Source organism: Mycolicibacterium llatzerense, assembly GCF_025331195.1.
GTDB classification, from domain to species: Bacteria; Actinomycetota; Actinomycetes; order Mycobacteriales; family Mycobacteriaceae; genus Mycobacterium; species Mycobacterium llatzerense.
Map to the genome: position 1 here is coordinate 291,761 of NZ_LXOV01000016.1, position 25,145 is coordinate 316,905.

Annotated in this window: 23 protein-coding genes and 3 pseudogenes; 16 read left to right on the forward strand and 10 right to left on the reverse strand. The window is 67.8% G+C overall.

Annotation, left to right across the window (positions count from 1 at the left end):
• Positions 1-76: 76 nt before the first annotated feature.
• Positions 77-1,432 (forward strand): hypothetical protein, encoded by a 1,356-nt coding sequence (locus A7G45_RS26175; protein WP_260941295.1) that lies wholly within the window; start codon positions 77-79, stop codon positions 1,430-1,432.
• On the opposite strand, the gene A7G45_RS26180 is transcribed toward A7G45_RS26175, so the two are convergent.
• Positions 1,410-2,879: a WS/DGAT/MGAT family O-acyltransferase gene (locus A7G45_RS26180; RefSeq protein ID WP_260941296.1), complete on the reverse strand. Its 1,470-nt coding sequence runs from the start codon at positions 2,877-2,879 to the stop codon at positions 1,410-1,412. The two genes, A7G45_RS26175 and A7G45_RS26180, sit on opposite strands and share 23 nt — an antisense overlap.
• Positions 2,880-2,910: 31 nt before the next feature.
• Complete coding sequence (locus A7G45_RS26185) at positions 2,911-3,462, reverse strand: 2,4'-dihydroxyacetophenone dioxygenase family protein (RefSeq protein ID WP_260941297.1); 552 nt, start codon at positions 3,460-3,462, stop codon at positions 2,911-2,913.
• 107 nt (positions 3,463-3,569) lie between these two features.
• Here A7G45_RS26185 and A7G45_RS26190 point away from each other — a divergent pair, with 107 nt between their 5' ends.
• Complete coding sequence (locus A7G45_RS26190; RefSeq protein ID WP_260941298.1) at positions 3,570-4,646, forward strand: AraC family transcriptional regulator; 1,077 nt, start codon at positions 3,570-3,572, stop codon at positions 4,644-4,646.
• On the opposite strand, the gene A7G45_RS26195 is transcribed toward A7G45_RS26190, so the two are convergent.
• Genes A7G45_RS26195 through A7G45_RS26205 form a run of 3 tightly spaced genes read right to left on the reverse strand, consistent with a single transcriptional unit; the run spans position 4,571 to position 6,965 of the window.
• Positions 4,571-5,629, reverse strand: a complete 1,059-nt coding sequence (locus A7G45_RS26195) for a quinone-dependent dihydroorotate dehydrogenase (protein ID WP_260941299.1) — start codon at positions 5,627-5,629, stop codon at positions 4,571-4,573. The two genes, A7G45_RS26190 and A7G45_RS26195, sit on opposite strands and share 76 nt — an antisense overlap.
• Positions 5,630-5,639: 10 nt before the next feature.
• Complete coding sequence (locus tag A7G45_RS26200; protein ID WP_043396145.1) at positions 5,640-5,912, reverse strand: DUF5703 family protein; 273 nt, start codon at positions 5,910-5,912, stop codon at positions 5,640-5,642.
• Positions 5,913-6,965 carry a YncE family protein gene (locus A7G45_RS26205; RefSeq protein WP_260941300.1) on the reverse strand — a complete coding sequence of 351 codons (1,053 nt, stop codon included), beginning with the start codon at positions 6,963-6,965 and terminating at the stop codon, positions 5,913-5,915.
• Positions 6,966-7,093: 128 nt separating this feature from the next.
• On the opposite strand from A7G45_RS26205, the gene A7G45_RS26210 reads away from it, so the two are divergent.
• Positions 7,094-7,405, forward strand: coding sequence for a hypothetical protein (locus tag A7G45_RS26210; RefSeq protein WP_192830317.1), 312 nt, complete (start codon positions 7,094-7,096; stop codon positions 7,403-7,405).
• A gap of 53 nt (positions 7,406-7,458) precedes the next feature.
• On the forward strand, positions 7,459-8,292 hold the full coding sequence (locus A7G45_RS26215) for an undecaprenyl-diphosphate phosphatase (protein WP_276555728.1): 834 nt from the start codon (positions 7,459-7,461) through the stop codon (positions 8,290-8,292).
• On the opposite strand, the pseudogene A7G45_RS32800 reads toward A7G45_RS26215, so the two are convergent.
• Both A7G45_RS32800 and A7G45_RS26220 read right to left on the reverse strand, forming a co-directional pair.
• A pseudogene (locus tag A7G45_RS32800) lies at positions 8,265-8,351 on the reverse strand (undecaprenyl-diphosphate phosphatase); the annotation flags it as partial. The gene A7G45_RS26215 and the pseudogene A7G45_RS32800 overlap by 28 nt on opposite strands.
• A pseudogene (locus A7G45_RS26220) lies at positions 8,343-8,681 on the reverse strand (histidine phosphatase family protein); the annotation flags it as partial. The pseudogenes A7G45_RS26220 and A7G45_RS32800, both read right to left, overlap by 9 nt.
• Here A7G45_RS26220 and A7G45_RS26225 point away from each other — a divergent pair.
• The 4 genes from A7G45_RS26225 (at position 8,658) to A7G45_RS26240 (ending at position 11,508) form a co-directional block, all read left to right on the forward strand.
• A complete protein-coding gene (locus A7G45_RS26225; RefSeq protein ID WP_260941303.1) occupies positions 8,658-9,347 on the forward strand; it encodes a histidine phosphatase family protein in 690 nt (229 codons plus the stop codon). The pseudogene A7G45_RS26220 and the gene A7G45_RS26225 sit on opposite strands and share 24 nt — an antisense overlap.
• A 29-nt stretch (positions 9,348-9,376) precedes the next feature.
• Positions 9,377-9,961, forward strand: coding sequence for an Rv2134c family protein (locus A7G45_RS26230; RefSeq protein ID WP_043396133.1), 585 nt, complete (start codon positions 9,377-9,379; stop codon positions 9,959-9,961).
• Positions 9,945-10,763: an Rv2133c family protein gene (locus A7G45_RS26235; protein ID WP_260941306.1), complete on the forward strand. Its 819-nt coding sequence runs from the start codon at positions 9,945-9,947 to the stop codon at positions 10,761-10,763. Before A7G45_RS26230 ends, A7G45_RS26235 begins: the two co-directional genes overlap by 17 nt.
• 79 nt (positions 10,764-10,842) lie before the next feature.
• Positions 10,843-11,508, forward strand: coding sequence for a GNAT family N-acetyltransferase (locus tag A7G45_RS26240; protein ID WP_260941308.1), 666 nt, complete (start codon positions 10,843-10,845; stop codon positions 11,506-11,508).
• Positions 11,509-11,593: 85 nt separating this feature from the next.
• On the opposite strand, the gene A7G45_RS26245 is transcribed toward A7G45_RS26240, so the two are convergent.
• Positions 11,594-11,851, reverse strand: a complete 258-nt coding sequence (locus tag A7G45_RS26245) for a hypothetical protein (protein ID WP_260941309.1) — start codon at positions 11,849-11,851, stop codon at positions 11,594-11,596.
• Positions 11,852-11,986: 135 nt separating this feature from the next.
• Between A7G45_RS26245 and A7G45_RS26250 the strand changes: the two genes are divergently transcribed.
• From A7G45_RS26250 to A7G45_RS26265, 4 genes are read left to right on the forward strand one after another with little or no spacing between them, the layout of a single operon-like run.
• On the forward strand, positions 11,987-12,766 hold the full coding sequence (locus A7G45_RS26250; protein ID WP_260941311.1) for a 3'(2'),5'-bisphosphate nucleotidase CysQ: 780 nt from the start codon (positions 11,987-11,989) through the stop codon (positions 12,764-12,766).
• Positions 12,767-12,814: 48 nt separating this feature from the next.
• Positions 12,815-14,053 carry a cysteine--1-D-myo-inosityl 2-amino-2-deoxy-alpha-D-glucopyranoside ligase gene (mshC, locus tag A7G45_RS26255; RefSeq protein WP_260941313.1) on the forward strand — a complete coding sequence of 413 codons (1,239 nt, stop codon included), beginning with the start codon at positions 12,815-12,817 and terminating at the stop codon, positions 14,051-14,053.
• A gap of 31 nt (positions 14,054-14,084) precedes the next feature.
• Positions 14,085-14,960, forward strand: coding sequence for an SDR family oxidoreductase (locus A7G45_RS26260; protein ID WP_043988072.1), 876 nt, complete (start codon positions 14,085-14,087; stop codon positions 14,958-14,960).
• On the forward strand, positions 14,957-16,384 hold the full coding sequence (locus A7G45_RS26265; protein ID WP_260941314.1) for a DUF1254 domain-containing protein: 1,428 nt from the start codon (positions 14,957-14,959) through the stop codon (positions 16,382-16,384). The genes A7G45_RS26260 and A7G45_RS26265 overlap by 4 nt, the downstream gene beginning before the upstream one ends.
• A 70-nt stretch (positions 16,385-16,454) precedes the next feature.
• On the opposite strand, the gene A7G45_RS26270 is transcribed toward A7G45_RS26265, so the two are convergent.
• Positions 16,455-17,333 carry a PAC2 family protein gene (locus tag A7G45_RS26270; RefSeq protein WP_043396118.1) on the reverse strand — a complete coding sequence of 293 codons (879 nt, stop codon included), beginning with the start codon at positions 17,331-17,333 and terminating at the stop codon, positions 16,455-16,457.
• A gap of 245 nt (positions 17,334-17,578) precedes the next feature.
• On the opposite strand from A7G45_RS26270, the gene metH reads away from it, so the two are divergent.
• The 4 genes from metH to A7G45_RS26290 all read left to right on the forward strand — a co-directional run bounded on the left by metH (position 17,579) and on the right by A7G45_RS26290 (position 24,729).
• Positions 17,579-21,334, forward strand: coding sequence for a methionine synthase (gene metH, locus A7G45_RS26275; protein ID WP_043988067.1), 3,756 nt, complete (start codon positions 17,579-17,581; stop codon positions 21,332-21,334).
• 44 nt (positions 21,335-21,378) lie between these two features.
• Entirely contained in the window at positions 21,379-22,032 is a 654-nt protein-coding gene (locus A7G45_RS26280; protein ID WP_260941315.1) for an HAD family hydrolase, read from the forward strand.
• A gap of 78 nt (positions 22,033-22,110) precedes the next feature.
• On the forward strand, positions 22,111-23,565 hold the full coding sequence (locus A7G45_RS26285) for a sugar porter family MFS transporter (protein WP_260941316.1): 1,455 nt from the start codon (positions 22,111-22,113) through the stop codon (positions 23,563-23,565).
• A gap of 168 nt (positions 23,566-23,733) precedes the next feature.
• Entirely contained in the window at positions 23,734-24,729 is a 996-nt protein-coding gene (locus A7G45_RS26290; protein ID WP_260941317.1) for a hypothetical protein, read from the forward strand.
• Between the two features lie 145 nt (positions 24,730-24,874).
• Here A7G45_RS26290 and A7G45_RS26295 read toward each other — a convergent pair.
• Positions 24,875-25,145, reverse strand: a pseudogene (locus A7G45_RS26295) (HNH endonuclease signature motif containing protein); the annotation flags it as partial.

The following is a 25,145-nucleotide window of genomic DNA, read 5'->3' on the forward strand; positions in this document are numbered from 1 at the left end:
GGACCGAGGCCGGCGGCAGCGACGCTCGCCGCGCCCGGAGCGAGGGGGACCATCCGCTTTGTCCACATCTACGCCGGTGAGCAAGCGTTCGACACCGACGGATCAGGACCGGCTCGACTACATCGACCAGGCCACTTTCCTGTCGTACCGGGCCAATGGCCGGGTGCAGGTCGGCATGGCGTTGTGGTTCTACGAGGGTCCGGTGGACCTCGACGGGCTGCGCCGGTTCAACGAAAACTTCGGCAAGGGGCTGGTGGCCCGGTACATCGAGCGGTCGCCGCTGCCGTTCGGTCGGCATCGTTGGGTGGCCGCCACGGGCGCCCCACGCCCGATCGACATCGCCGAAACGGCTTGTCCGCGTTCAGAACTGAGTGACTGGCTGGAGGAGCGCGCACAGATTCCGATCGACCCGGAGCGCGGGCCGGGTTGGACCCTCGGCGTGCAGCCCTTTACCGACGGCTCGACGGCGGTGGCCATAGTGCTGTCGCACTGCCTGATCGATGGCACTGGGTCGGTCGTGGCGTTCATGGACGCAATTCTGGGAAACGAGCGTGATCTCGGCTACGGGCAGCCCAGGTCCCGCACCCGTTGGCAGGCGATCCGGTCCGATCTCCGCCAGACCTTCAGAGACCTGCCCGACGTCCGGCGCACGATTGCCGTGGCGGCCAAGCTCGCGCGCGAGCGCCGCGGTGAGATGACCGCGACGCCGTCGACGGGAGGGCCGGCCGATGGCGACGAATACGTGCATGTGCCGTTCGCGTCCGCCATCATCGACCTCGACCACTTTGACGCGCGCGCAGCAGAATTGGGCGGCAACAACTATTCGCTGGTCTCGGCGTTCGCCACCCGCCTCGGGGTCCGCATGGGACGGCAGCGGGCGCGCGATGGCGCCGTCTCGTTGATGGTCTCCATCAACGACCGCACCTCGCTCGATGACACCCGGGCCAACGCGATGACCTTCACCACCTTCACCGTCGACCCGGCGACAGCCACCGCGGACCTGACCGAGCTTCGCGGCACCATCCGGACCGCATTGCGGAGCGCCCGAGAGCAGCCGGACGAGTCCTTCCAGCTGTTGCCGCTGACACCGTTCATCCCGCGGCGGGCGGTCCGCCATACCGCGGCCATGGTGCTCGGCGAGCTGCCGGTCACCTGCTCCAACGTCGGCGACGTGCCGGAACTGGTCGGCCGCGTCGACGGAGTCAATCAGGCCGATTACGTGATCTGTTGGGGCGTCGAGCAAAACGTCACCAAGCGGGACATCGAGCAGCCCGGGGGCCTGCTGGTGGTGACGGCCCTGCGCCACAACGGCAAGGTCACCTTGGGCGTCGTGGGTTATCAGGTCGGTGCCGAGAACACCAACGCCGTCCTGCGCGACCACGTCCAGCAGACCTTGGACGAACTCGGCGTCACACCGCTGGTCGTGTACTGATCGCCGCCGTCAGGTCCGTCAGGGAGTCGCGCACCGCGTCGAGCAGGGGCCACGGGTCGTCGAGTTGATCGCGGTCGACGACGATGCCGATCGACAGTTCTTGACGGTAGCTGAACACGGTGATGTTCAGCCCGACTCCGTGCAGTATGCCGGAGATCGGAAACTGCGAAAGCTGTTCGGCGCCTGCGCAGTACAGCGTCGTGGGGGAGCCGGGCACGTTGGAGATCGCGGCGTTCACGGCCGGCTGCAGGAACGATGCCCCGTGGCGCAATGCCGTGCCGGTGGCACGGGCGAACAACGCCGGCGGGATGAGGTCGTTGGCATCCTCCAACAGGGACGCCGGCAGTGCCTGATGACGCTGTTTCGCGGCGGTCATGGTGACCTGCGCCCGGTGTAGCCGCTCGACGGGATCGGCCTCATCGGTCGGCAGTTCGGCCATCATGACCGAGACCCGGTTCCCGAACGTGCCCGTCTGCTCAGGCGTGCGGACGGACACGGGCACGAACGACAGCAGTGGTCCGTCCGGCAGTTCGCCTTCGTCGGCCAACCACGACCGCAGTCCCGATGCGCACATCGCCATCACGACGTCGTTGATGCTGCATCCGAAGTGATCCTTGACGGCTTTCACCTCAGCCAGCGACACCGAACCGAACGCCACGCTTCGACGCGGCGAGATCGCGGTCTGGAACCGCGTGCGCGGTGCGACGAGTTCGGTGCCTTCGGCTGTGTTCGTGCGCTCCAGGATCGCCTTGGCGGACCGGCTGTGCCGCGCCACCGTGCTGACGCCGGGCACGCCTCGCAACGTGGGCACCTCGTCGAGGTGTGGCAGCGCACGCACCGCGGCGCGGATGGACCGTGCGGGGTATCGGCACATGTTGGTCAGGCCGCGGCCGAGAAGTTCGGCCTGGGACGGCCGGCGCTGCGGTTCTACACAGCTGGGAGCCACCACTGGCTGTCCCTCTGCGGTGTCGTCGAGCAGCACCCGCAGCATCTCGGCGCCCGAGACGCCGTCGACCGCGGCGTGGTGCATCTTGATCAGCAGTGCCACCGAGTCGTCGGCCAGTCCGCTGATCACGTGGATCTCCCACAGCGGCCGTGACCGATCCAGCGGCCTCGCGATGATCTCGGCAACGTGGTCGGCGAGCCGGCGGTCGTCACCCGGTGCCCACAGCGCGGATTCCTGTACGTGATAGGTGACATCGACGTCGTCTGCGTCGACCCAGTACGGGTGGTCGAGGTCGAATGGCACCCTGACGAGTCGCCAGCGGAACGGGGGCAGGAGCGGCAACCGCTCGGCCACGAGGTCCCGGATCACCTCGGCGGTCAGCCGGCGGCCGTCTGCGGTGTACGGAGCGTAGGTGCTCAGCACGCTGACGTGGCCGTGTGCGTGCCCGTCCTCCATCGCCAGGAACTGGGCATCGAGGCTGGTCAATTTCCGGAAGGTCATGGCCGGTCCTTTCAGGGTCGTGGCTGGTGGATCAGGATTTGGCGACGCCGGCGGCGCCACCGTGGACGAAGACGGGTTTGGTGCCTTGAGCTGCGGACACTGTCTCGGTCAGGTAGTGCAGGGACACCGCGTCGAGGATCGAGTGGAACGTGCCGTCCTCGTTGAAGTTGACGTTCGCGCCATCAACCCAGATGAGCGCGACGGTGTCCTCGGTGTTGTCCTCGGGCGTGTAGAAGGTGTGGACGGAGCCGCCGGGTTCGTACAGGTAGGAGCCGGCGGTCTGGGGCTGGTCGGGGTATTCGCGGTACAGCCAGCAGCCCTGCATCGTGTACACCTGCGCGGGCCCGGTGTGGTAGTGGATTTGCAGGCCGACGCCCGGGGCCATCCTGGCGAGGATGACGTACTCGCCACGCTCGGTGTCCAGTCGTAGCGGGTGGAAGCTGATGCCCGGGCCGAGGGCGTCCTTCAGCAGCGGGGTCTCGGCGAGGTTGACGCTCAGTAGTTCACCCTGCGGCAGCGCGACCAGCGGGAGAGGAGCGCCGCTGCGGGTGGTGACCATTTCGGGGGAGGCGATGGCGGTCATTTTCGGGCCTTTCGATGTCGGGTGGATTCGGTTGGTATGCATCGATTCTGCGGTGCACCGGAGTCCAATACTTGACATCAAATGACAACTTCTTGACAGTAGACGACATGCCATTTGTGCGCGGCACGTCGTTGCAGGGCTTCCTGGAACTCGTCCGGGAACTCGGTGAAGACCCCGCGCCCCTGCTCGCCCTGAGCCACATCCCGATCGAGGCGGTCGGCGACCAGGACAGCTTCATCAACTACCGCAGCGTCGTCACCACCCTGGAGACCGCGGCCACGATGACCGCGACGCCCGACTTCGGCAGGCAGCTGGCGCTGCGCCAGGGCCTGGATATCCTCGGCCCGGTTGGGATCGCCGCCCGGACCGCGGCGACCGTCGGTGCCGCGCTCGAGGCCATCGACCAGTACATGTCCGTCTACAGCCCGGCCCTGACGGCAACCATCGACGCGCAACCGGCGGCACGTCATGCCCGGTTCGACTGGCGCCTCGCGGTACCCCACTCCATCGCGCACCGACAGGCGGCCGAGCTCGCCCTCGGCGTCGCGCTGCAGGTGTTCCGGCTGCTGACAGGTCCGGACTTCACTCCGGCGGCGGTGCACTTCCGCCACGAGCCGCTGACCAGCCCGCAGAACTACGCCAGGTATTTCGGGTGCCCGGTGCGTTTTGCCCAGCCCGACACCGGGTTTCGCTTCCCGAGGTCGGTGCTTGCCCGGCCGCTGGCGGCCGACGGCGCGGTGCACGACGTCGTGCGGGACTACCTCAACACCATCGCGGTACCGGCCGATTCACAGACCGCCGAACCGGTGCGGCTGCTGATCCGCCGGATGCTGCCCACCGGCGGCCTGACCCTCGACCTGGTCGCGCAGCATCTTGCGGTGCATCCGCGCACCCTGCAGCGCCAACTGGAGACGCAGGCCACGTCGTTTGCCGCACTCGTCGACCAGGTGCGCCGCGAGGAGGCCGACCGCTATCTCCGCAGCACCGATATCCCGCTGGGACAGCTGGCCGGGTTGCTCGGCTACAGCGAGCAGAGCGTGCTGTCGCGATCGAGCCAACGCTGGTTCGGCACCTCGGCGTCAGCGCATCGGCGCTCAGCCGTGCGGGATCAGGCTCCCGAGCCCACCGCGTCCGCCAGCGACGCGAAGCCGCCGGCCTTCAGCCGCGCGGCGACGCCGTCGTGAATGTGCTTGGCCCACAAGCCACCGCCGTAGATGAAGCCGGTGTAGCCCTGCACCAACGAGGCGCCGGCGATGATGCGCTCCCACGCGTCGTCGGCGGTCTCGATGCCGCCGACGCTGATCAGCACCAGTTGGCCGCCGACCCGCTTGTGCAGCCGCCGCAGCACCTCCAGTGACCGCGCGGCCACCGGCGGGCCGGACACGCCACCCGCGCCCAGCTCGGCGACGCCGGGGGTCAGCAGCCCCTCCCTGGAAATCGTGGTGTTGGTCGCGACGATGCCGGCCAGCCCCAATTCGACGGCCAGGTCGGCGATCTCGTCGACGTCGTCGTCGGACAGGTCGGGCGCGATCTTCACCAGCACGGGCTTGGTGGTCTCGGCGCGCACGGCGGCCAGGATCGGCCGCAGCGACGCCACGGCCTGCAGGTCACGCAGCCCGGGCGTGTTCGGCGAGCTGACGTTGACCACCACGAAGTCGGCCAGCGGCCCGCACAGGCGGGCGCTCTCGGCGTAGTCGTCAACGGCATGCTCGGGCGGGGTGACCTTGGTCTTGCCGATGTTCACCCCGATCGGCACGGTCGACTGGCTGCGGGTCAGCCGGATGGCGAGCTCGCCGGCACCGTGGTTGTTGAAGCCCATCCGGTTCAGCAGCGCGCGGTCCTCGGCGAGCCGGAACAGCCGCGGCGCCGGATTGCCCGGCTGCGCCTGCGCGGTGACGGTGCCGACCTCGGCGTAGCCGAAACCCAGTGGGCCCCAGGCGTTGATGCCGCTGCCGTTCTTGTCGAAGCCGGCCGCCAGGCCCACCGGGCCCGGGAAGGTCACGCCGAACACCGTGGTCTCCAACACCGGATCCGACGGCGTGAGCCAGCGGCCCAGCAGCCGGCGGCCGACGGCGAGCCCGGTCGCCACGCGCAGCAGCGCGAACACCCAGGTATGAATCCGTTCCGGGGGCACCCGGAAGAACACCCAGCGCAGGGCGCGATACATCAACAGCTCCTCACATTGCCGGCTGATCGGGCGGCGCCAACCTATCGGGCGCATTTCCCGTCGCTTCGCTCGCCCTGATCTTGCGGCGGCGCAGCAGCACCCGGCGCGAACCGTCGGTGTACAGGCGTACCCGGGTCAACTCCCACCCACGATATTCGGCCTCGATCGACAGCCGGATGGACGCCGACAGTCTGGTTACTTCCGGGGGCAGCCGGAGCGGAATCCATTCGTAGTCGTCGGACAAGTCCTCCGCCCACGCTGCCGGCATCCGCCCCCGGTGCATTTAGCGCCCGCCCGCCTGTGGCCCCGCGGCGGCGTTCGCGATCACCTGCACCCCGGCGCCCGATCCCGACACCACGAACAAGGTGCCGGTGCGTTCGTCGAAGGCGAGGACGTCGGGCTGCTGCACGGTGCGATATCGGACTTTCTCCACGGGGATGCCAGTCGAAAGATCGTAACCAACCACGCCGTTTGTCGCGGTCTGTGAAACCCAGGCGAGTTTCGACGTGCCGACCAGGCCGAACGGCGCGCCCCGGACCGGCGCCTGCTGGCGCAGCATCAGCGGCGTGGTGCCGAACACCAGCAGGCCGTCGCCGCGGGTGTCGGCCACCAGCACCCGCCCGGCAGGGTCGGCGGCCAGCGTGGTGGCACCCTCACCGGCGCGCAGCGCCTGCGCGACGTCGGTGCCGTCCGCGTTCACCTCGGTCACCGAGGTCTGGCCGCGGTCCAGGACGACGACGGTATTGCCTTGCGCGGCAAGACCGTCCACGCGGGCGAAGGCCTTCATCCGGGACTTCACCGCAGTGCCGTCGACGATGAGTACCGCCCCGTCCGCGGTGCCCAGCGCCAGTTTCCCGTCGGCCCGCCGGGCGATCGAGGTGAAGTCGGTGCCCGACTGGCCGTCGACCGCGATCGGCTGCACGGTGCGCTTGCCGATGTCGAGGCGCAGGTAGCCGCCGCGGGTGGACAGGAACGCCGTGCCGGCGCCGTCGCCCGTCACGCCTGTCGCGGTCGTCGGCAGTACCACCGGCGGGGTGCCGGGGACAGTCGCCACCGGGCGTCCCGTGCCGTCGGTGCCCAGCACCACCAGCGACGACGTCGCCGCGTCGAAGGCCGCGCCGGTGCCGGGACCGGGGAGCGTGTGGACCACGCCGTCGGGCACGCCGCTGACCGCGGGGGACACCGCGGCGCGCGCGGGCGTGATGGTGGGCGGCGGTGCATCGGCCGGATGCGACGAGCAGGCCGCCAGCGCCCCGATGGTCAGAGCGGCCGCGGCGAACCTCGTTGCAGAGCCCCAATATTCACGTCGCCGACAATTAATGGGACGGTGATCCATTGGCACGGCCTGTCTTTCGGTCGGCGGGCGGCGGGGGCGGGGCAAATTTCCAGTCTAGGCAAATATATTGGCGTCAATTATCTTCGTCCGGCGGGTACGTCGCGTACCGGAGGGGTATGGTCGGAGCCATGAGCATTGCCACCGACGGCGATCTTGCCAACGGTAATTTTGCTATCGAAGACCTTTCGACTGGTCTGCGGGCCAGCGGGTTTGGCCAAGTCGGCGATGGCCGGAGTTTTTCGTTTCGCCTTGATGACAAGCGCATGCTGATTGTCGAGATCTACCGGCCGCGTTTGTCGGGTCCGGTGCCCCAGGAAGAGGACGTCGTCGCGGTGTCCTCGCGAAGCCTGGCTCACGTCGACGTGCACGACGAGCGCAGCCTCGCCGCCGCCGTCCGGGACGCCGTCGCCGACGCACAACCGGTGCAGCGCAACCACTAAAGCCTGCGTCCGCCGCTCACGGTACGGTCGTCGGCGTGACTGACGTGGCAGCTATGAGCTGGTGGCAGACGATCGTGCTGGCCGTCCTGCAGGGGCTCACCGAGTTTCTGCCGGTGTCGTCGTCGGGCCATCTGGCCATCGCGTCCCGGGTGTTCTTCTCCGGTGATGCGGGGGCGTCGTTCACCGCCGTCACCCAGCTGGGGACCGAGGCCGCGGTGCTGATCTATTTCGCCAAGGACATCTGGCGCATCCTCACCGCCTGGTTCAGCGGCCTGACCGACGCCGCCCGCCGCACCGCCGACTACTGGCTGGGCTGGTGGGTGATCATCGGCACCATCCCGATCTGCGTCCTTGGCCTGCTGTTCAAAGACCAGATCCGTTCTGGCGCCCGCAATCTGTGGGTCATCGCCACCGCCATGATCGTGTTCTCCGCGGTGATCGCGCTCGCCGAGTACGTCGGTAAGCAGACCCGCGACGTCGAGCAGCTGACGTGGAAGGACAGTGTCATCGTCGGCCTCGCGCAGTGCCTGGCACTGGTGCCCGGCGTGTCCCGGTCCGGCGCGACGATCAGCGCCGGCCTGTTCCTCGGCATGAACCGGGAGCTTGCGGCGCGCTTCGGCTTCCTGCTCGCCATCCCTGCGGTGCTGGCCTCCGGACTGTTCTCGCTGCCCGACGCCTTCAAGCCCGTCACCGAGGGCATGAGCGCCACCGGCGCCCAGCTGGCCGTGGCCATCGCGATCGCGTTCGTGGTCGGCTACGCCGCGGTGTCCTGGTTCCTGAAATTCCTGGTGCGGCACAGCATGTACTGGTTCGTCGGCTACCGCATCGTCCTGGGTGTGACGGTGCTGGCGCTGCTCGGCACCGTCACACCCAGGACGATGCGGTAGCCGACGAACCAGTACATGCTGTGCCGCACCAGGAATTTCAGGAACCAGGACACCGCGGCGCTGGGCTGCTGCTGGATGACGGGCCACAGCGGCTCCTTGACCAGATCGGCGATCTTGCTGCCCGTCCAGCTGCCGTAGTCGACCTCGGTCAGCCGGCCGTCGACGCGCGGTTCCACGCCGAGCGCGGCGGCCAGCGGGGCAACGGTGTTCTGGCAGCGCAGCAGCGGCGACCGGACGATGGCCTTGACCGGCAGCTCGCCGATCCTGTCGACGAGGCCCTGGGCCTGTGCGCGCCCCTTGTCGTCGAGGTCCACACCCTCGGACCGGCCGGCCAGCGTGTGGGCGGTGTTGGACGTGGACCGCCCGTGCCGCAGGAGGATGACGGTCATCTGGTTCCCTTCCGGGTCGCCGGGCGGTCCGAGGGTGTGGACCTCGACGACAAGGGGCGCGCACAGGCCCAGGGCCTCGTCGACAGGATCGGCGAGCTGCCGGTCAAGGCCATCGTCCGGTCGCCGCTGCTGCGCTGCCAGAACACCGTTGCCCCGCTGGCCGCCGCGCTCGGCGTGGAACCGCGCGTCGACGGCCGGCTGACCGAGGTCGACTACGGCAGCTGGACGGGCAGCAAGATCGCCGATCTGGTCAAGGAGCCGCTGTGGCCCGTCATCCAGCAGCAGCCCAGCGCCGCGGTGTTCCCGGACGGCGAAGGGCTGGCGCAGGTGCAGTCGCGCGCCGTCGCGGCGGTCCGTGAGATCGACCGGGCCCTGGCCGAGGAGCACGACGGCGACACCCTGTGGATCGCCTGTACCCACGGCGACGTCATAAAGGCGGTACTGGCCGACGCCCTCGGCGTGCACCTCGATGGCTTCCAACGGATCGTCGCCGATCCCGCCTCGATGAGCGTCATCCGCTACACACCGCACCGGCCATTCGTCCTGCACGTCAACCACACCGGCGCGGACCTCAGCTCGTCGCTGCGACCCAAACCCGACCAGCCGGGCAAGCCCGACGATGCCGCGCCGACACACGACGCGACCGTCGGCGGCTCGACCGACTAGACCGGTGAACCGGTATTTTGAAAGGTGCCATGGCCCGCGCAATCCACGTCTTCCGCTCTCCCGACCGCTTCGTGGCCGGGACCGTTGGGCAGCCTGGTAACCGGACGTTCTACCTGCAAGCCGTGCACGATCAGCGGGTCGTCTCGGTCATGCTCGAGAAGCAACAAGTCGCTGTCCTGGCCGAACGTATCTCCGCGCTGCTGGTCGAGATCAACCGCCGGTTCGGCACCCCGATCCCGCCCGACACCGGCGAGGTGACCGACCTGAACCCACTCGTCATGCCGGTGGACGCCGAGTTTCGAGTGGGCACCATGGGCCTCGGCTGGGACTCCGAAGCTCAGACCGTGGTGGTGGAACTGCTGGCGGTCACCGACTCGGAATTCGATGCCTCGGTGGTGCTCGACGACGCCGAGGACGGTCCGGACGCCGTGCGGGTGTTCCTGAGTCCGCAGTCGGCCCGGGATTTCGCGAACCGCTCGAATCGGGTGATCTCCGCCGGTCGGCCGCCGTGCCCGCTGTGCGAAGAGCCGCTCGATCCCGAAGGACATATCTGCGTGCGCACCAACGGGTATCGACGCGGCGTGCTGGGTGCCGGCGATGAACCCGAAGAATGAGCTACGTCAGGTCCTGCAGCAGGGCCGGCTGACCGCACTCGGGCGCATCAGGTCGGCCAGCAACGCCACGTTCCTGTGCGAGGCGGAGCTGGACGGCGCAGAGCTGCACTGCGTGTACAAACCCATCTCCGGGGAGGCCCCACTGTGGGATTTCCCCGACGGCACACTGGCCGGCCGGGAGTTGGCGGCCTATCTGGTGTCCGACGCCCTGGGTTGGAACCTGGTGCCACACACCATTATTCGTGACGGGCCGGCAGGGCCGGGCATGGTGCAGCGCTGGATCGACCAACCCGGTGACGCGCTCAGCGAGACCGAACCCGCGCCCGGCCCGGACCTCGTCGACCTGGTTCCGGCCGGCCACGTGCCGGCCGGGTACCTGCCGATCCTGCGTGCCTACGACCACAAGGGCGACGAGGTGGTGCTGGTGCACGCCGACGACGCCCGGTTGCACCGGCTGGCGGTGTTCGACGTGCTGATCAACAACGCCGACCGCAAGGGCGGTCACGTGCTGGCCGGCGCCGACGGTCAGGTGTACGGCGTCGACCACGGAGTCAGCTTGCACACCGAGGACAAGCTGCGGACCGTGCTGTGGGGCTGGGCCGGAAAGCCGATCGACGACGAGGTGCTCGCTGCCGTCGCCGCGTTGCGGGACGCCTTGCGCGACGGTCTCGCCGCTGAGCTGGGCCCGCACCTGACCCGTCATGAGATCGCCGCGTTACAAGCGAGAGTTGTTGAGCTGCTTGGTAATCCGATCATGCCCACACCCGATCGGCATCGCCCGATCCCGTGGCCGGCCTTTTGATCGCAGTTTGCACACAGGTAGCGATTTGCGTAGCGATTTCGGCAGCCCTACCGCTCGGTAGTGCTCTAGGCTCGTCGCCATGACCGACCACGACCGGGCCGCAGCCCGCCGCGAAATCACCGATGCCCTGCAGAAGGCCCTCGACCGTCGGCACGAGGTGCTCGACGTCATCGTCGAAGCCGATAACAAGGCCGCTGCCGTTGATGCCATCGCCAAACTGCTGGAAACCTCGCATGTCGGCGGCGAGCAGGTCATGGCGATGTCTTTTGATCTGTTGACCAAAGACGCCCGCAAGCGGATTGCCGACGAACTCGAAGACCTGAACTCGCAGCTGTCGTTCGCAGTGAAGGACCGCCCGGCCAGCTTCGGGGACGACCTGATCCTGCGCCAGTTCTCGGCGGCCCAGGACCGCGACATCTTCGCGACGCGGACCACCGACGTCGGTGCGGCCGGCGACGGTTCGGGCCGCGCGGCCGGCGATCTGGACGAGGAGATCAAGGCCGCCGTCTCCCGCGTCTCGGCCGAGGAGGCCGTGTGGCTCGTGGCCGAAGACAACGGTGACAAGGTCGCCATGGTGTTCGGTGAGCTGCTCAACGGAGAGGTGAACGTCCGCATCTGGGTGCACCCCGTCTACCGCCACCGTGGCTACGGCACTGCGGCGCTGCGCCGCTCACGGTCGGAGATGGCGTCGTACTTCCCGGCCGTGCCCATGGTGGTCCGTGCGCCAGGCGCGACCCCGAAGTAGGCGCGCAACAACGCATTACGCGAAACGTATTACGAGAAAAGGGCTCCGGGAATCTCCCGGAGCCCTTTTCGCGCCTGTTGTCGGCTCAGCCGGAGTACGGCTTGGCCTTCACCGGCGGGGCGGCGACGGTGACGGCCTCGACGGAACTGGGTGTCGTCGGCGTCGCGGTGGCGCCGAAGTTCATGTCGGCGACGGACGGCTGGGTGTACTCGCCCGTCGAGGCGCCATGCCCTGACGAGGCAATGGGTGCCACGGCCGGAGCGGGGGCATGGGCCGTGCCGTAGGCACCGAGCGCGATGCCCGCAGCGACCCCGACGAATCCGAACGTCTTTGCCACGTTCATGGCGTCCTCCTTAATGGCTCTCGCGTAAATAGTTGTCCAGATGTTATGAGCCGTATTTCGGCAGGGCCTGCCAGCAACCTGCAACGTGCCTGTGAATAGGCGATTTCAGCTGTGACGTCGGCCTCGGTGATACTCATGGGCATGGAGGACAGTGGCAGGGCGCGCTCCGATGTCGCGCTGGCCGCCGAGGTCGCACAGGAGGCAGGTGAGTTCCTGCTGTCGGTGCGCGACCGGCTCGGCTCCCACGATCCATACACCCTCGGCGCGGCCGGTGACCGGCACGCCAACACGCTGATCCTCGATCGGCTGCGCACGGCCCGCCCCGACGACGCCATCCTGTCGGAGGAGGCCGCCGACGACCTGGTCCGGCTGCGCTCGGACCGGGTGTGGATCGTCGATCCGGTCGACGGCACCCGCGAATTCGGCCGGGGCCGGCCGGACTGGGCGGTTCACATCGCGCTGTGGCAGCGCGATGGCAGCCAGCACGGGTCCATCACCGACGCGGCCGTCGCGCTGCCCGATCACGGTGAGGTGCACCGCACCGACACCGTGATCGGCCCGCCGCCGCGTCGTCCCGGCCCCATCCGCGTCGCCACCAGTACCTACCGGCCCCCGGCCGTGGTGTGGTGGCTGCGCGATGTGCTCGACATGGAGCTCGTCGGCATCGGCTCGGCCGGTGCCAAGGCGATGGCGGTGGTGCGCGGCGACGTCGACGCCTACGTGCACGCCGGCGGGCAGTGGGAATGGGACTCGGCCGCCCCGGCGGGCGTGGTGCAGGCGGCGGGGCTGTTCGCGTCGCGCCTGGACGGCTCGCCGCTGCGATACAACCGGCCCGATCCGTACCTGCCGGACTTCGTCATGTGCCGCCCCGAGTTCGCCGACACCCTGCTCGACGCCGTGCGCCAGGTGTCCTGAAGGCTCCTGAAGTGACCGTGTCTGCGGACACACCCTAGAGTCGATGTCATGCGATCGTGGCTGGCGCCCAGCGTCCCGAACCTGCCGGGCCGCGGCCCCGAACTCCGGCTCTATGACACCGCCGACCGTCAGGTCCGGCCGGTCTCTGCTGGTCCGAAGGCCACCATGTACGTCTGTGGGATCACCCCGTACGACGCCACGCACCTCGGTCACGCCGCCACCTATCTGACCTTCGACCTGGTGCACCGGTACTGGCTCGACTCCGGTCACGACGTCCAGTACGTGCAGAACGTCACCGACGTCGACGACCCGCTGTTCGAGCGGGCCGCGCGCGACGGCATCGACTGGCGCGCCCTCGGCGACCGCGAGACCGAGCTGTTCCGGCAGGACATGACGGCGCTGCGGGTGCTGCCGCCGCACGACTACGTCGGCGCTATCGAGTCGATCTCCGAGGTCGTCGAGCTCGTCGAGAAGCTGCTGGCCTCCGGCGCGGCGTACGTCGTCGACGACCCCGAGTACCCCGACGTCTACTTCCGGGCCGACGCCACCACGCAGTTCGGCTACGAGTCCGGCTATGACCGCGACACCATGCTGGCGCTGTTCGGCGAACGCGGCGGCGACCCCGACCGCGCCGGCAAGGCCAGTCAACTGGACGCCCTGCTGTGGCGGGTGCAGCGACCCGGCGAGCCGAGTTGGCCGTCGCCCTTCGGCGCGGGCCGGCCGGGCTGGCACATCGAGTGCGCCGCGATCGCGCTGAACCGCGTCGGTCCCGGCCTGGACATCCAGGGCGGCGGCAGCGACCTGACCTTCCCGCACCACGAGTTCTCCGCCGCACACGCCGAATCGGTAACGGGGGAGCGGCGTTTCGCCCGGCACTACGTGCACGGCGGGATGATCGGCTGGGACGGCCACAAGATGAGCAAGAGCCGCGGCAACCTGGTGCTGGTGTCACGGCTGCGGGCCGACGGCGTCGACCCGGGCGCCATCCGGCTGGGTTTGATGGCCGGGCACTACCGCGCCGACCGCTTCTGGAGCCCTGAGGTGCTCAGCACAGCCGAGGCGCGGCTGCAGCGCTGGCGGGCGGCCACCGCGCTGCCCGCCGGGCCCGATGCCACCGATCTGCTCGCCCGGGTGCGCCGGTATCTGGCCGACGACCTGGATACCCCGAAAGTCCTTGCTGCCCTTGATGGTTGGTCGACGGATGCGCTCGAGTACGGCGGTCACGACCCGGCCTCGCCGCGGTTGGTGGCCGACGCCATCGACGCGCTGCTCGGGGTGACCCTCTAGTCACTTCCCCGTGCGGGTACGTTTTGCCACCATGGGTTCTGTGTACGGAAAAGTCGTCTTCATCACCGGTGGTGCTGCGGGGGTCGGGGCCGAGGTGGCCCGCCGGTTGCACCGTAAGGGCGCCAAGCTGGTACTTACCGACGTCGACGCGGCAGCGCTGGACGCCACCGCCGCCACGCTCGGTGACGATGTCCTGACCGTGGTCGCCGACGTGCGCGACCTGTCGTCGATGCAGGCGGCGGCCGACGCTGCCGTCGAGCGGTTCGGCGGTATCGACGTGGTGATGGCGAACGCCGGCATCGCCACCTACGGCTCGGTGCTGCAGGTCGACCCCGAGGCCTTCAAGCGGCTGCTCGACATCAACGTGCTCGGGGTGTTCCACACCGTGCGCGCCACGCTGCCGTCGGTCCTCGACCGCCGCGGCTACGTGCTGATCGTGTCGTCCCTGGCCGCGTACACCGCTGCGCCGGGCCTGGCGCCGTACAACGCGTCCAAGGCCGCCGTCGAGCACTTCGCCAACGCGCTGCGTCTCGAGGTCGGGTACCGCGGCGTCGACGTCGGTTCGGCGCACATGTCCTGGATCGACACCGCCATGGTTCGCGACTCGAAGTCCGACCTGTCGACGTTCGCCGAGATGCTGACGAAGCTGCCGTGGCCCATCAGCAAGACGACGTCGGTCGACAAGTGCGGCGAGGCCTTCGTCGCCGGTATCGAGGGACGCAAGACCCGGGTGAACTGCCCCGGCTGGGTCGGCGCGCTGCGCTGGCTGCGGCCGCTGCTGGCGACGCGCATCGGTGAGGTGCCGGTGGCCAAGTTCGTGCCCGACCTGCTGCCCCGGATGGACGCCGAGGTGGCCGCTCTGGGCCGCTCGTCCAGCGCTCAGGCCGAGCAATTCAGTAAGGGATGACGGTGCGGGTCGGCATCGTCTACCTCTGCCTGGCGGCCCTGCTGTTGTCGGCCACCGGCTGCTCCGGCCGCGAGTCGTCGGGTCCCTCGGCGCCGCAGCCGCCGACGCCGGACCAGGTGCGGGCCATCGCGAAATCCGCTTACACATACGGATTTCCGATGGTCGACAACTACCGGGTCCAGTACTCGTACTTCGCCGACAAGGCCGGGCCCGAATACAAGGGCGCCTGGAACGAGATCCACAACACCGCACGTGTCTACACGCCGGAGGACAAGGCGATCCAGACGCCCAACTCCGACACGCCGTACTCGTTCCTCGGTGCCGACCTGCGTGCCGAGCCGTTGGTGCTGAGCGTCCCGCCGGTCGAGGCCGGGCGCTACTACTCGCTGCAGTTCGTCGACGGCTACACCTACAACATCGCGTACGTCGGCAGCCGCGCCACCGGTAACGGCGCAGGCAAATACCTGCTGGCCGGCCCGAATTGGCACGGTGCGACGCCGCCGGGCATCGAGCGGGTGATCCGCAGCTCGACCGAGCTGGCGTTCGTGCTGTACCGCACCCAGCTGTTCGGGCCGACCGACATCGAGAACGTCAAGAAGATTCAGGCCGGTTACCAGGTGACCCCGTTGTCTGGGTTCCTCAAGCAGCCGCCGCCACCGCCCGCACCGCCCATCGACTTCGTCGCCCCGCTGTCCGCGCAAGATGAGCGCACGTCGCCGAAGTTCTTCGAAATCCTCAACTTCGCAATGAAGTTCGCGCCGGCGCAACCTGCCGAGGAGGTCATGCGGCAACGCTTCGCCACCATCGGCATCGGTCCCGACGGCACCTTCCAGGCAGACCAGCTGACACCCGAGAACCGCAAGGCCGTCGAGGACGGCATGGCCGACGCGTGGGCGGCGTTCAACACGTTCAAAAAGGACAAGTTCGACACCGACGAGGTGACGTCGGCCCAATTGTTCGGTACCGCAACCGATCTCAAGGGCAACTACCTGTACCGGATGGCCGGCGCGGTGCTCGGCATCTACGGCAACACCGCGGCCGAGGCGATCTATCCGGGGGCGGCGAACGACAGCACCGGCGCGCCGCTGATCGGTGCGAACAACTACACCCTGCGGTTCGCCCCCGGGCAGCTGCCGCCGGTCAACGCCTTCTGGTCGGTGACGATGTACGAGCTGCCGCAGAGCCTGCTGGTGCCCAACCCCATCAACCGGTACCTGATCAACTCGGCCATGTTGCCCACCCTGATCAAGGATCCGGACGGCGGCATCACGCTGAATCTGCAGAACAAGTCACCGGGACCGGCCCGCGAAGCCAACTGGCTGCCGGCCCCGGCCGGGCCGTTCGTCATCGCGATCCGGCTGTACTGGCCCAAACCCGAAGCGCTCGACGGTACGTGGAAGGCCCCGAAGCCAATTCGGGCTTAGAACCTCGCCGAGTGGCCATCTATTGCACGCATTTGCCCGATTTGCGTGTCATGACTGGCCGCTCGGCGGTCTAACGACCTCTGCGCTTCAGGTACCGCTCGAACTCGGCGGCCAGGGCGTCGCCGTCGATCTTGCCGAGTGCCTCGTTCATGTCGACCTCGGCGTCGCCGCGTTCCTCGAGAGATTGCACGTATTCGGCGATCTCCTCGTCGTCGGCCGTCATCTCGGTGACCGACAGCTCCCACTCCTCGGCCTGCGCAGGCAGGTCGCCGAGGGGCACCTCGACGTCGAGGGCGTCTTCGACACGACGCAGCAGCGCGACGGTGGCCTTGGGGCACGGGGGCGCTGACACGTAGTGCGGCACCGCCGCCCAGAACGTGACGGCCGGGATGCCGGCCTGCACGCAGGCGTCCTGGAAAACCCCGGCGATGCCGGTCGGTCCCTCGTAGCGGGTCTCTTCGAGCCCGAAGAACTTGGCAGAATCGGCTGAGTACGCCGCGCCGGACACCGGCACCGGGCGGGTGTGCGGGGTGTCGGCGAGCAGCGCTCCCAAGATGACGACGGTGTGCACGTTGAGCTTGTCCAGGATCGCCAGCAGCTCGGCACAGAAGGTGCGCCACCGCATGTTCGGCTCGACGCCGTGCATCAGCACCACGTCTCGATCCGAACCCGGCGGGCGGCAGTGCGAGATGCTCATCGACGGCCACACCAGCTCGCGCGTGACGCCGTCCACCTGGCGGATCACGGGACGATTCACCTGGTAGTCGTAGTAGCTCTCATCGTCGATCTCGACGAGGGTCCGGGCCTCCCACATGGCATCGAGGTGCTCGAGGGCGTCACTGGCGGCGTCCCCCGCGTCATTCCACCCCTCGAATGCCGCGACGACGACGGCATCGTGCAGTTCGGGCAGGTCAAGTCCCTGGAGGAGGGGCCGGTCGGCGGGGCTCACAACGCCAGCGTAAGCCCTTATGGGCACCTGCGAGCGCTACCCCGGGGCGGGTCGGGCCGGCAAACCGGTTTGGTAGTCCGGCCTACCATGTTGATGTGACTGCACTGGACAAACAACTGTCCAACGTGGGCGTCCGAACGTCTGTCAGCTGACGACGTAGACTCTTTGGCGTCGAGAGGCGTTGCAACGGAATCCGGTCGGCCCGGTATCCGCCACGCTCGGCAGAGTTAAGGACGCCTTCCGCAATGGAAGGAACGCATGTGACTGCCGCCCCGGTGAAGACTTTCGTGCCGAACATCCGCCCCGACTGCACCGACGAACTCACGGCTGCGCTGGGTCAGCGGATCATGGTCATCGACGGCGCCATGGGCACGGCGATCCAGCGGGACCGGCCCGACGAGGCCGGCTACCGCGGCGAGCGGTTCAAGGACTGGCCGAGTGACCTCATCGGCAACAACGACCTGCTCACCCTGACGCAGCCGCAGATCATCGAAGGCATCCACCGCGAGTACCTCGAAGCGGGCGCGGACATCCTGGAGACCAACACGTTCAACGCAAACGCGGTCTCGCTCGCCGACTACGGCATGGAGGCGTTCGCCTACGAGCTGAACTACGCGGGCGCCGCCCTGGCGCGCGAGGCCGCCGACGAGTTCAGCACCCCGGAGAAGCCGCGCTACGTCGCCGGCGCGCTGGGCCCGACGACGCGCACCGCGTCGATCTCGCCCGACGTCAACGATCCGGGCGCGCGCAATGTCTCGTACGACCAGCTGGTCACCGCGTACCTGGAGGCTGCCAACGGCCTGGTCGACGGCGGCTCCGACATTCTCATCATCGAGACGATCTTCGACTCGCTCAACGCCAAGGCCGCGGTGTTCGCCGTCGAGACGCTCTTCGAGCAGCGCGGCCGCCGCTGGCCGTTGATCATCTCGGGCACCATCACCGACGCGTCCGGACGAACGTTGTCCGGTCAGGTCACCGAGGCGTTCTGGAATGCGATCCGGCACGCCAGGCCCCTCGCCGTCGGCCTCAACTGCGCCCTGGGTGCACCCGAGATGAGGCCGTACATCGCCGAGGTGGCGCGGATCGCGGACACGTTCGTCTCCTGCTACCCGAATGCGGGTCTGCCCAACGCCTTTGGCGAGTACGACGAGTCGCCGGAGCGGCAGGCCGGCTACATCGAGGAGTTCGCCGAGGCCGGCCTGGTCAACCTGGTGGGCGGTTGCTGCGGCACGGCGCCGCCGCACATCGCCGAGATCGCCAGGGTCGTCGAAGGCAAGGCGCCCCGCGAGCTGCCCGAGATCCCCGTGGCCACCCGGCTGTCGGGCCTGGAGCCCCTCAACATCACCGAAGACTCGCTGTTCGTGAACATCGGTGAGCGCACCAACATCACCGGCTCCGCGCGGTTCCGCAACCTCATCAAGGCCGAGGACTACGACACCGCCCTGTCGGTCGCCCTGCAGCAGGTCGAGGTCGGTGCGCAGGTCATCGATATCAACATGGACGAGGGCATGATCGACGGCATCGCCGCGATGGACCGGTTCACCAAGCTGATCGCGGCCGAACCGGACATCAGCCGCGTTCCCGTGATGATCGACTCCTCCAAGTGGGAGGTCATCGAGGCGGGCCTGAAGAACGTGCAGGGCAAGCCGATCGTCAACTCGATCTCCATGAAGGAGGGCGAGGAGAAGTTCATCCGCGAGGCCCGGCTGTGCCGCAAGTACGGTGCCGCCGTCGTCGTGATGGCCTTCGACGAGCAGGGGCAGGCCGATAACCTGGAGCGCCGCAAGGAGATCTGCGGGCGTGCGTACCGGATCCTGACCGAAGAGGTCGGCTTCCCGGCCGAGGACATCATCTTCGACCCGAACTGCTTCGCATTGGCGACGGGTATCGAGGAGCACGCGACCTACGGCATCGACTTCATCGAGGCGTGCGCCTGGATCAAGGAGAACCTGCCCGGCGTGCACATCTCCGGCGGCATCTCGAACGTGTCGTTCTCGTTCCGCGGCAACAACCCCGTCCGCGAGGCCATTCACGCGGTGTTCCTGTTCCACGCCATCAAGGCCGGCCTGGACATGGGCATCGTCAACGCCGGTGCGCTGGTGCCGTATGACTCGATCGACCCCGAGCTGCGGGACCGCATCGAGGACGTCGTGCTGAACCGTCGCGAGGACGCGGCCGAGCGGCTGCTGGAGATCGCCGAACGGTTCAACAAGTCGGAGAAGACCGAGGACCCCAAGGCGGCGGAGTGGCGCAGCCTCCCGGTCCGCGAGCGGATCACGCACGCGCTGGTCAAGGGCATCGACGCGGACGTCGACGCCGACACCGAGGAACTGCGCGCCGAAATCTCCGCCGCGGGAGGTCGCCCGATCGAGGTGATCGAGGGCCCGCTGATGGACGGCATGAACGTCGTCGGCGATCTGTTCGGCGCGGGCAAGATGTTCCTGCCCCAGGTCGTGAAGTCGGCCCGCGTGATGAAGAAGGCCGTCGCCTATCTGCTGCCGTACATCGAGGCGGAGAAGCAGCCGGGTGACGCCGAGACGACCAACGGCACCATCGTGATGGCGACCGTGAAGGGCGATGTCCACGACATCGGCAAGAACATCGTCGGGGTTGTCTTGCAGTGCAACAACTACACCGTGGTCGACCTCGGTGTGATGGTGCCCGCCCAGAAGATCCTGGACGCCGCCAAGGAGCACAAGGCCGACATCATCGGGCTGTCCGGCCTGATCACCCCGTCCCTCGACGAGATGGTCAACTTCGCCGTCGAGATGGAACGCGAAGGCCTGGAGATCCCGCTGCTGATCGGTGGCGCCACGACCTCGCGTGCCCATACGGCCGTGAAGATTTCGCCGCGCCGCAGCGGCCCGGTGGTCTGGGTCAAGGACGCGTCCCGCTCGGTGCCGGTGGCGGCCGCGCTGCTCGACGACAAGCAGCGTCCCGCTCTGATGGAGGCCACCGAGAAGGACTACGCGGCCCTGCGCGAACGGCACGCCCAGAAGCACGAGCGGCCGATGCTCACGTTGGAGAAAGCCCGCGCCAACCGGACGCCGATCGAGTGGGACGGCTACACGCCGCCGGTGCCCGCCCAGGGCGTCGGCGTTCGGGAGTTTCTCGACTACGACCTGGCCGAACTGCGCGAGTACATCGACTGGCAGCCGTTCTTCAACGCCTGGGAGATGAAGGGCAAGTTCCCCGACATCCTCAACAACCCGGCGTCGGGTGAGGCCGCCCGCAAGTTGTACGACGATGCCCAGGAGATGCTCGACACCCTGATCAAGGAGAAGTGGCTGCGCGCCAACGGCGTGATCGGTTTCTTCCCGGCGAACGCGGTCGGCGACGACATCCAGGTCTACACCGACGAATCGCGGTCCGAGGTGCTCACCACGCTGCACAACCTGCGCCAGCAGGGCGAGCACCGCGCCGGCATCCCGAACAAGTCGTTGGGTGACTTCATCGCGCCCAAGGACACCGGTTTGGCCGACTACGTCGGCGCGTTCGCGGTCACCGCCGGGCTCGGCAGCCAGGACAAGATCATGGAGTTCAAGGCCGCCATCGACGACTACAGCGCCATCCTGCTGGAGTCCATCGCCGACCGATTGGCCGAGGCATTCGCCGAACGGATGCACCAGCGGGTTCGCGAGGAGTTCTGGGGATACCAGCCCGACGAGCAGCTGGACAACGAGGCGCTCATCGGGGAGAAGTACGTCGGCATCCGCCCGGCGCCCGGCTATCCGGCCTGCCCCGAGCACACCGAGAAGGCGACGCTCTGGGAGCTGATGGACGTCCAGGAACGGGCCGGCATCGAGCTGACCGAGTCGATGGCGATGTGGCCCGGCGCGGCCGTCAGTGGCTGGTACTTCTCGCACCCGCAGTCGCAGTACTTCGTGGTCGGCCGGCTGGCCCAGGACCAGGTCGCCGACTACGCACGACGTAAGGGCTGGACGCTGAAAGAAGCCGAGCGCTGGCTGGCACCCAACCTCGGCTACAACCCGGAGGACTGATACCCATCTCCCGCCCCAGCTTCGCCCGCCCAACGCTCAAAGCTGTGCTCTTCGACATGGACGGCACGCTCGTCGACTCCGAAAAGCTGTGGGACGTCGCGATGCACGCCTTCTACGCCCAAAAGGGCGGGGTGCTGACCGACGCGGTGCGGGAGACGACGGTCGGTGGCTCGGCGGAGAACGTCATGCGCATCGTGTACGACGACCTCGGCCTGGACCCGACCCCGGAATCCATGGCCGAGTCCGCGGACTGGCTGCACGACTACACCGGTGAGCTGTTCGAGCAGGGGCTGCCCTGGCGGCCCGGTGCGCAGGAGTTGTTGGAAACGCTGGCGGCCAGTGAGATTCCGCTGGCGCTCGTGACCAACACCCGGCGCACGCTGACCGAACAGGCGCTGAAAACCATTGGTAGTCACTACTTTACGGTCACCGTCTGCGGCGACGAGGTGCCCGACGGTAAGCCGCATCCGGCTCCGTACCAGCGCGCCGCCGAACTGCTCGGGGTCGTGCCGCAGGACTGCCTGGCGATCGAGGATTCGGTGACCGGTGCGCAGTCGGCGGATGCCGCGGGCTGCGTCGTGCTCGTGGTGCCCAACGACGTCGCAGTGCCCGACGGGCCACGCCGCCGGCACATCGAAACGCTGGCCGGGCTCGGGGTCGCGGACCTTCGTGACATCTACACCGAAATGTGTTCGTAGCCGCTAGTTCTGGTCCGGTAGTGGGGTCTGCTGTGCGATCGTTGACGCACACCACGCAGCGCTGCGAAAGGACGTCCGATGTCCCATGGTCCGATCGGCGACGACACATCGGCGATCTTCGATGACGAAGAGTTCGACTCCGGCCGCAGTGCCGTGCGCATCGCGTCGGTAGCGGCGCTGGGCGGTTTGCTCTTCGGCTACGACAGCGCCGTCATCAACGGTGCGGTGAAGTCGATTCAGCAGTACTTCGACATCGGCGACCAGGCCTTGGGCATTGCCGTCGCCTCGGCGCTGCTCGGTGCGGCAGTGGGCGCCATGACGGCCGGGCGGCTGGCGGACCGCGTGGGTCGACTCACCGTGATGAAGCTGGCCGCGCTGCTGTTCTTTGTCAGCGCAATCGGGGCCGGCGTGGCGACCAGCATCGAGATACTGGTCGCGTTCCGCATTGTCGGTGGCCTTGGCGTGGGCATCGCGTCGGTGATCGCGCCGGCCTACATCGCCGAAACATCGCCGACGAGCATCCGTGGTCGGCTCGGGTCCCTGCAGCAACTGGCCATCGTCAGCGGCATCTTCCTGTCGCTGGCGGTCGACGCGCTGCTGGCGCACTTGGCCGGCGGCGCGAGCAGCGTGCTGTGGCTGGGTCTCGAGGCTTGGCGCTGGATGTTCATCCTGATGGCCATCCCCGCTGTGGTGTACGGCCTGCTGGCCTTCACGATTCCCGAATCGCCGCGTTATCTCGTTGCCACACACCGGATTCCTGAAGCCCGCAAGGTGCTCACCATGTTGCTGGGGGAGAAGAACCTGGAGATCACCATCGATCGCATCCAGCAGACGCTCGAGTCCGAGTCGAAGCCCACCTGGCGTGACATGTGCAAGCCCGGCGGCGGACCCTTGAGTCTTTACGGCGTTGTCTGGGTCGGTCTGGCGCTGTCGGTGTTCCAGCAGTTCGTGGGCATCAACGTGATCTTCTACTACTCGAACGTGCTGTGGGAGGCCGTCGGTTTCGACGAGAGCTCGTCGTTCGTCATCACCGTCATCACCTCGGTGGTGAACATCCTGACAACGGTCATCGCGATCATGCTGATCGACAAGATCGGCCGCAAACCACTGCTGCTCATCGGTTCGGCCGGGATGACGCTGACGCTGGCCACCATGGCGATCATCTTCGGCACCGCCCCGCAGGTGAACGGTGTTCCGCAGTTGGGTGGCATCGAAGGGCCCGTCGCCCTGATCGCCGCCAACCTGTTCGTGGTCGCGTTCGGCATGTCCTGGGGGCCGGTGGTGTGGGTGCTGCTGGGGGAGATGTTCCCCAACCGCATCCGTGCCGCGGCGCTGGGTCTGGCCGCGGCCGGCCAGTGGGTCGCCAACTGGGCGATCACTGTCAGCTTCCCCGAACTGCGCAACACGCTCGGCGTCGCATACGGCTTCTACGCGCTGTGCGCTCTGCTGTCGCTGGTCTTCGTCGCCAAGTGGGTTCGTGAGACCAAAGGCGTTGCACTGGAAGATATGCATGCCGAGTTGCTGGCAAAGTGATGTCGCCGGGTGTCTGGTACAGCTGAGATGACTTACTGAACCCGGTCCCAAGTTCAGCGAATATCCGTCAGATGGCTGATGCCGTGAGTATTGACGTTGTAGATAATTATCGGCGGTGAGCGTTGGTGCTGCCGTGGTTCTGACGCTCCTTCACGGAAGGAGTGCGCAATGGTCAACGGCGGCTCTCGTTGTGTGGCTCGTCTGAACGGTCTTGTCGCGGTCGTCACTGCCGTGATCGTGGTGGTTGGCTTTGTGGGTGCGGCCCCTCCGGGGCGTGATCCCGCGGTCGCCATCAGTGCTGCCCGGGTAGCGGCTGTGAATACCTCGATGTCGGCGAATACCTCGATGTCGGCGCAATGGGCCGCGCTGGACCAATTCATCACCGCGGCTGCGCAAATGGGAGCCCGTGTGGCAGTGGTGCCGGCCAGTGGGCCGTCCGTCGGCGGTCAGCGTGGCAAACCGATGCCGCTCGCCGCGACGTCCACCGCACCGACCGGACCCACACCGCTTGCGGCCGCGCCGGTGCCTCTGGCGGGGATCCCGATCATCTCCGATATCGGCTCGGCGATCTCGTCGGCCTTCTGGTCGTTCGTCGGTCCACTGGTCAACAACGCGGTCGTAGGTCCGTTCGTCCTGTTCGGCGCGATCTTCTTCGGCATCTTCGTGGTGGCGCCGATCATGTACGTCGTCCAGACGGTGCAGCAGTTCTTCGCGCCCTTGCTCGGCCTGCTGCCCCTGGCGGCGAGCCCGGCCGCCGCGAAAACCATTGCGCCCACCGCGGCCGTGGCTGGTCCCGCTGGAGCCGCGAAAGGCGCAGCACCCGTAGCCGGTACCGATGTGGGTGCCAACGTGGTGAAGGCCCCCGTCAAGGTGCCCAGTGGTTTCATGCCGAAGCGTCAGAAGCCGGCGGGCGTGGTGCCGACGGCCGCCACTGCCACCGCCGACGAGGCCGACCACGGCAAGGCGCAAGGACGCCCGCCGGCTCCGAGTCAGCTGAACGGCCCCGGCGTCCGCGGTAATGGTGCCGGCGCGAGTTCGGGTGGTGGGAAGAGTGACGCCGGAAAGTCCGACACCGTAACGTCCGACACTGGAAAGTCGCTGTCGCGCAACAAGAAGTCGAGCTCGGGCAGCAAGCCAGGTAAGGGCGCATCTGCTGATTCCTAGTCGTCGATAGTCCTGAGGGCGGCCAAGTTGGGCGCAAGCTCACCGCCCACCGTTCGCCGGCCGCCGCTTCCAGCCCGTCGCTCGCTGGCCGTGGCGCGATGGCTCCGCCCCACGGCTCGGGTGCCGTGCAGCACTGGGTGCCGGGTTAGCTTGCGGGACTGTCTGATTCACCATCGCCGTCGCCGTCGGCGTCTCCGCTCTCCGGTGGGTAGAGCGTCGGGTGGTGGTAGTGGTTTGTTCGGGGTTGGCCGACGTCCAGGAGTGGTGGTGGGGTCCAGTGGGCTCTTCCGTTGGGGCCCATGGTGGTGGTCCAGCCGCCGGTGTCGGCGAGGCGGTTGTCGGGGCCGCAGGCCAGGGTGAGGTTGGTGATGTCGGTGGGTCCGTCGTCGCGCCAGTCGGTGTTGACGTGGTGGGCC

Excerpts from the sequence above, each read along its gene's own strand:
- A7G45_RS26180 (WP_260941296.1), bottom strand. The coding sequence starts at position 2,879 with ATGACCTTCCGGAAATTGACCAGCCTCGATGCCCAGTTCCTGGCGATG.
- A7G45_RS26185 (WP_260941297.1), bottom strand. The coding sequence starts at position 3,462 with ATGACCGCCATCGCCTCCCCCGAAATGGTCACCACCCGCAGCGGCGCT.
- A7G45_RS26190 (WP_260941298.1), top strand. The coding sequence starts at position 3,570 with ATGCCATTTGTGCGCGGCACGTCGTTGCAGGGCTTCCTGGAACTCGTC.
- A7G45_RS26195 (WP_260941299.1), bottom strand. The coding sequence starts at position 5,629 with ATGTATCGCGCCCTGCGCTGGGTGTTCTTCCGGGTGCCCCCGGAACGG.
- A7G45_RS26200 (WP_043396145.1), bottom strand. The coding sequence starts at position 5,912 with ATGCACCGGGGGCGGATGCCGGCAGCGTGGGCGGAGGACTTGTCCGAC.
- A7G45_RS26205 (WP_260941300.1), bottom strand. The coding sequence starts at position 6,965 with ATGGATCACCGTCCCATTAATTGTCGGCGACGTGAATATTGGGGCTCT.
- A7G45_RS26210 (WP_192830317.1), top strand. The coding sequence starts at position 7,094 with ATGAGCATTGCCACCGACGGCGATCTTGCCAACGGTAATTTTGCTATC.
- A7G45_RS26215 (WP_276555728.1), top strand. The coding sequence starts at position 7,459 with ATGAGCTGGTGGCAGACGATCGTGCTGGCCGTCCTGCAGGGGCTCACC.
- A7G45_RS26230 (WP_043396133.1), top strand. The coding sequence starts at position 9,377 with ATGGCCCGCGCAATCCACGTCTTCCGCTCTCCCGACCGCTTCGTGGCC.
- A7G45_RS26235 (WP_260941306.1), top strand. The coding sequence starts at position 9,945 with ATGAACCCGAAGAATGAGCTACGTCAGGTCCTGCAGCAGGGCCGGCTG.
- A7G45_RS26240 (WP_260941308.1), top strand. The coding sequence starts at position 10,843 with ATGACCGACCACGACCGGGCCGCAGCCCGCCGCGAAATCACCGATGCC.
- A7G45_RS26245 (WP_260941309.1), bottom strand. The coding sequence starts at position 11,851 with ATGAACGTGGCAAAGACGTTCGGATTCGTCGGGGTCGCTGCGGGCATC.
- A7G45_RS26250 (WP_260941311.1), top strand. The coding sequence starts at position 11,987 with ATGGGCATGGAGGACAGTGGCAGGGCGCGCTCCGATGTCGCGCTGGCC.
- mshC (WP_260941313.1), top strand. The coding sequence starts at position 12,815 with ATGCGATCGTGGCTGGCGCCCAGCGTCCCGAACCTGCCGGGCCGCGGC.
- A7G45_RS26260 (WP_043988072.1), top strand. The coding sequence starts at position 14,085 with ATGGGTTCTGTGTACGGAAAAGTCGTCTTCATCACCGGTGGTGCTGCG.
- A7G45_RS26265 (WP_260941314.1), top strand. The coding sequence starts at position 14,957 with ATGACGGTGCGGGTCGGCATCGTCTACCTCTGCCTGGCGGCCCTGCTG.
- metH (WP_043988067.1), top strand. The coding sequence starts at position 17,579 with ATGGAAGGAACGCATGTGACTGCCGCCCCGGTGAAGACTTTCGTGCCG.
- A7G45_RS26285 (WP_260941316.1), top strand. The coding sequence starts at position 22,111 with ATGTCCCATGGTCCGATCGGCGACGACACATCGGCGATCTTCGATGAC.
- A7G45_RS26290 (WP_260941317.1), top strand. The coding sequence starts at position 23,734 with ATGGTCAACGGCGGCTCTCGTTGTGTGGCTCGTCTGAACGGTCTTGTC.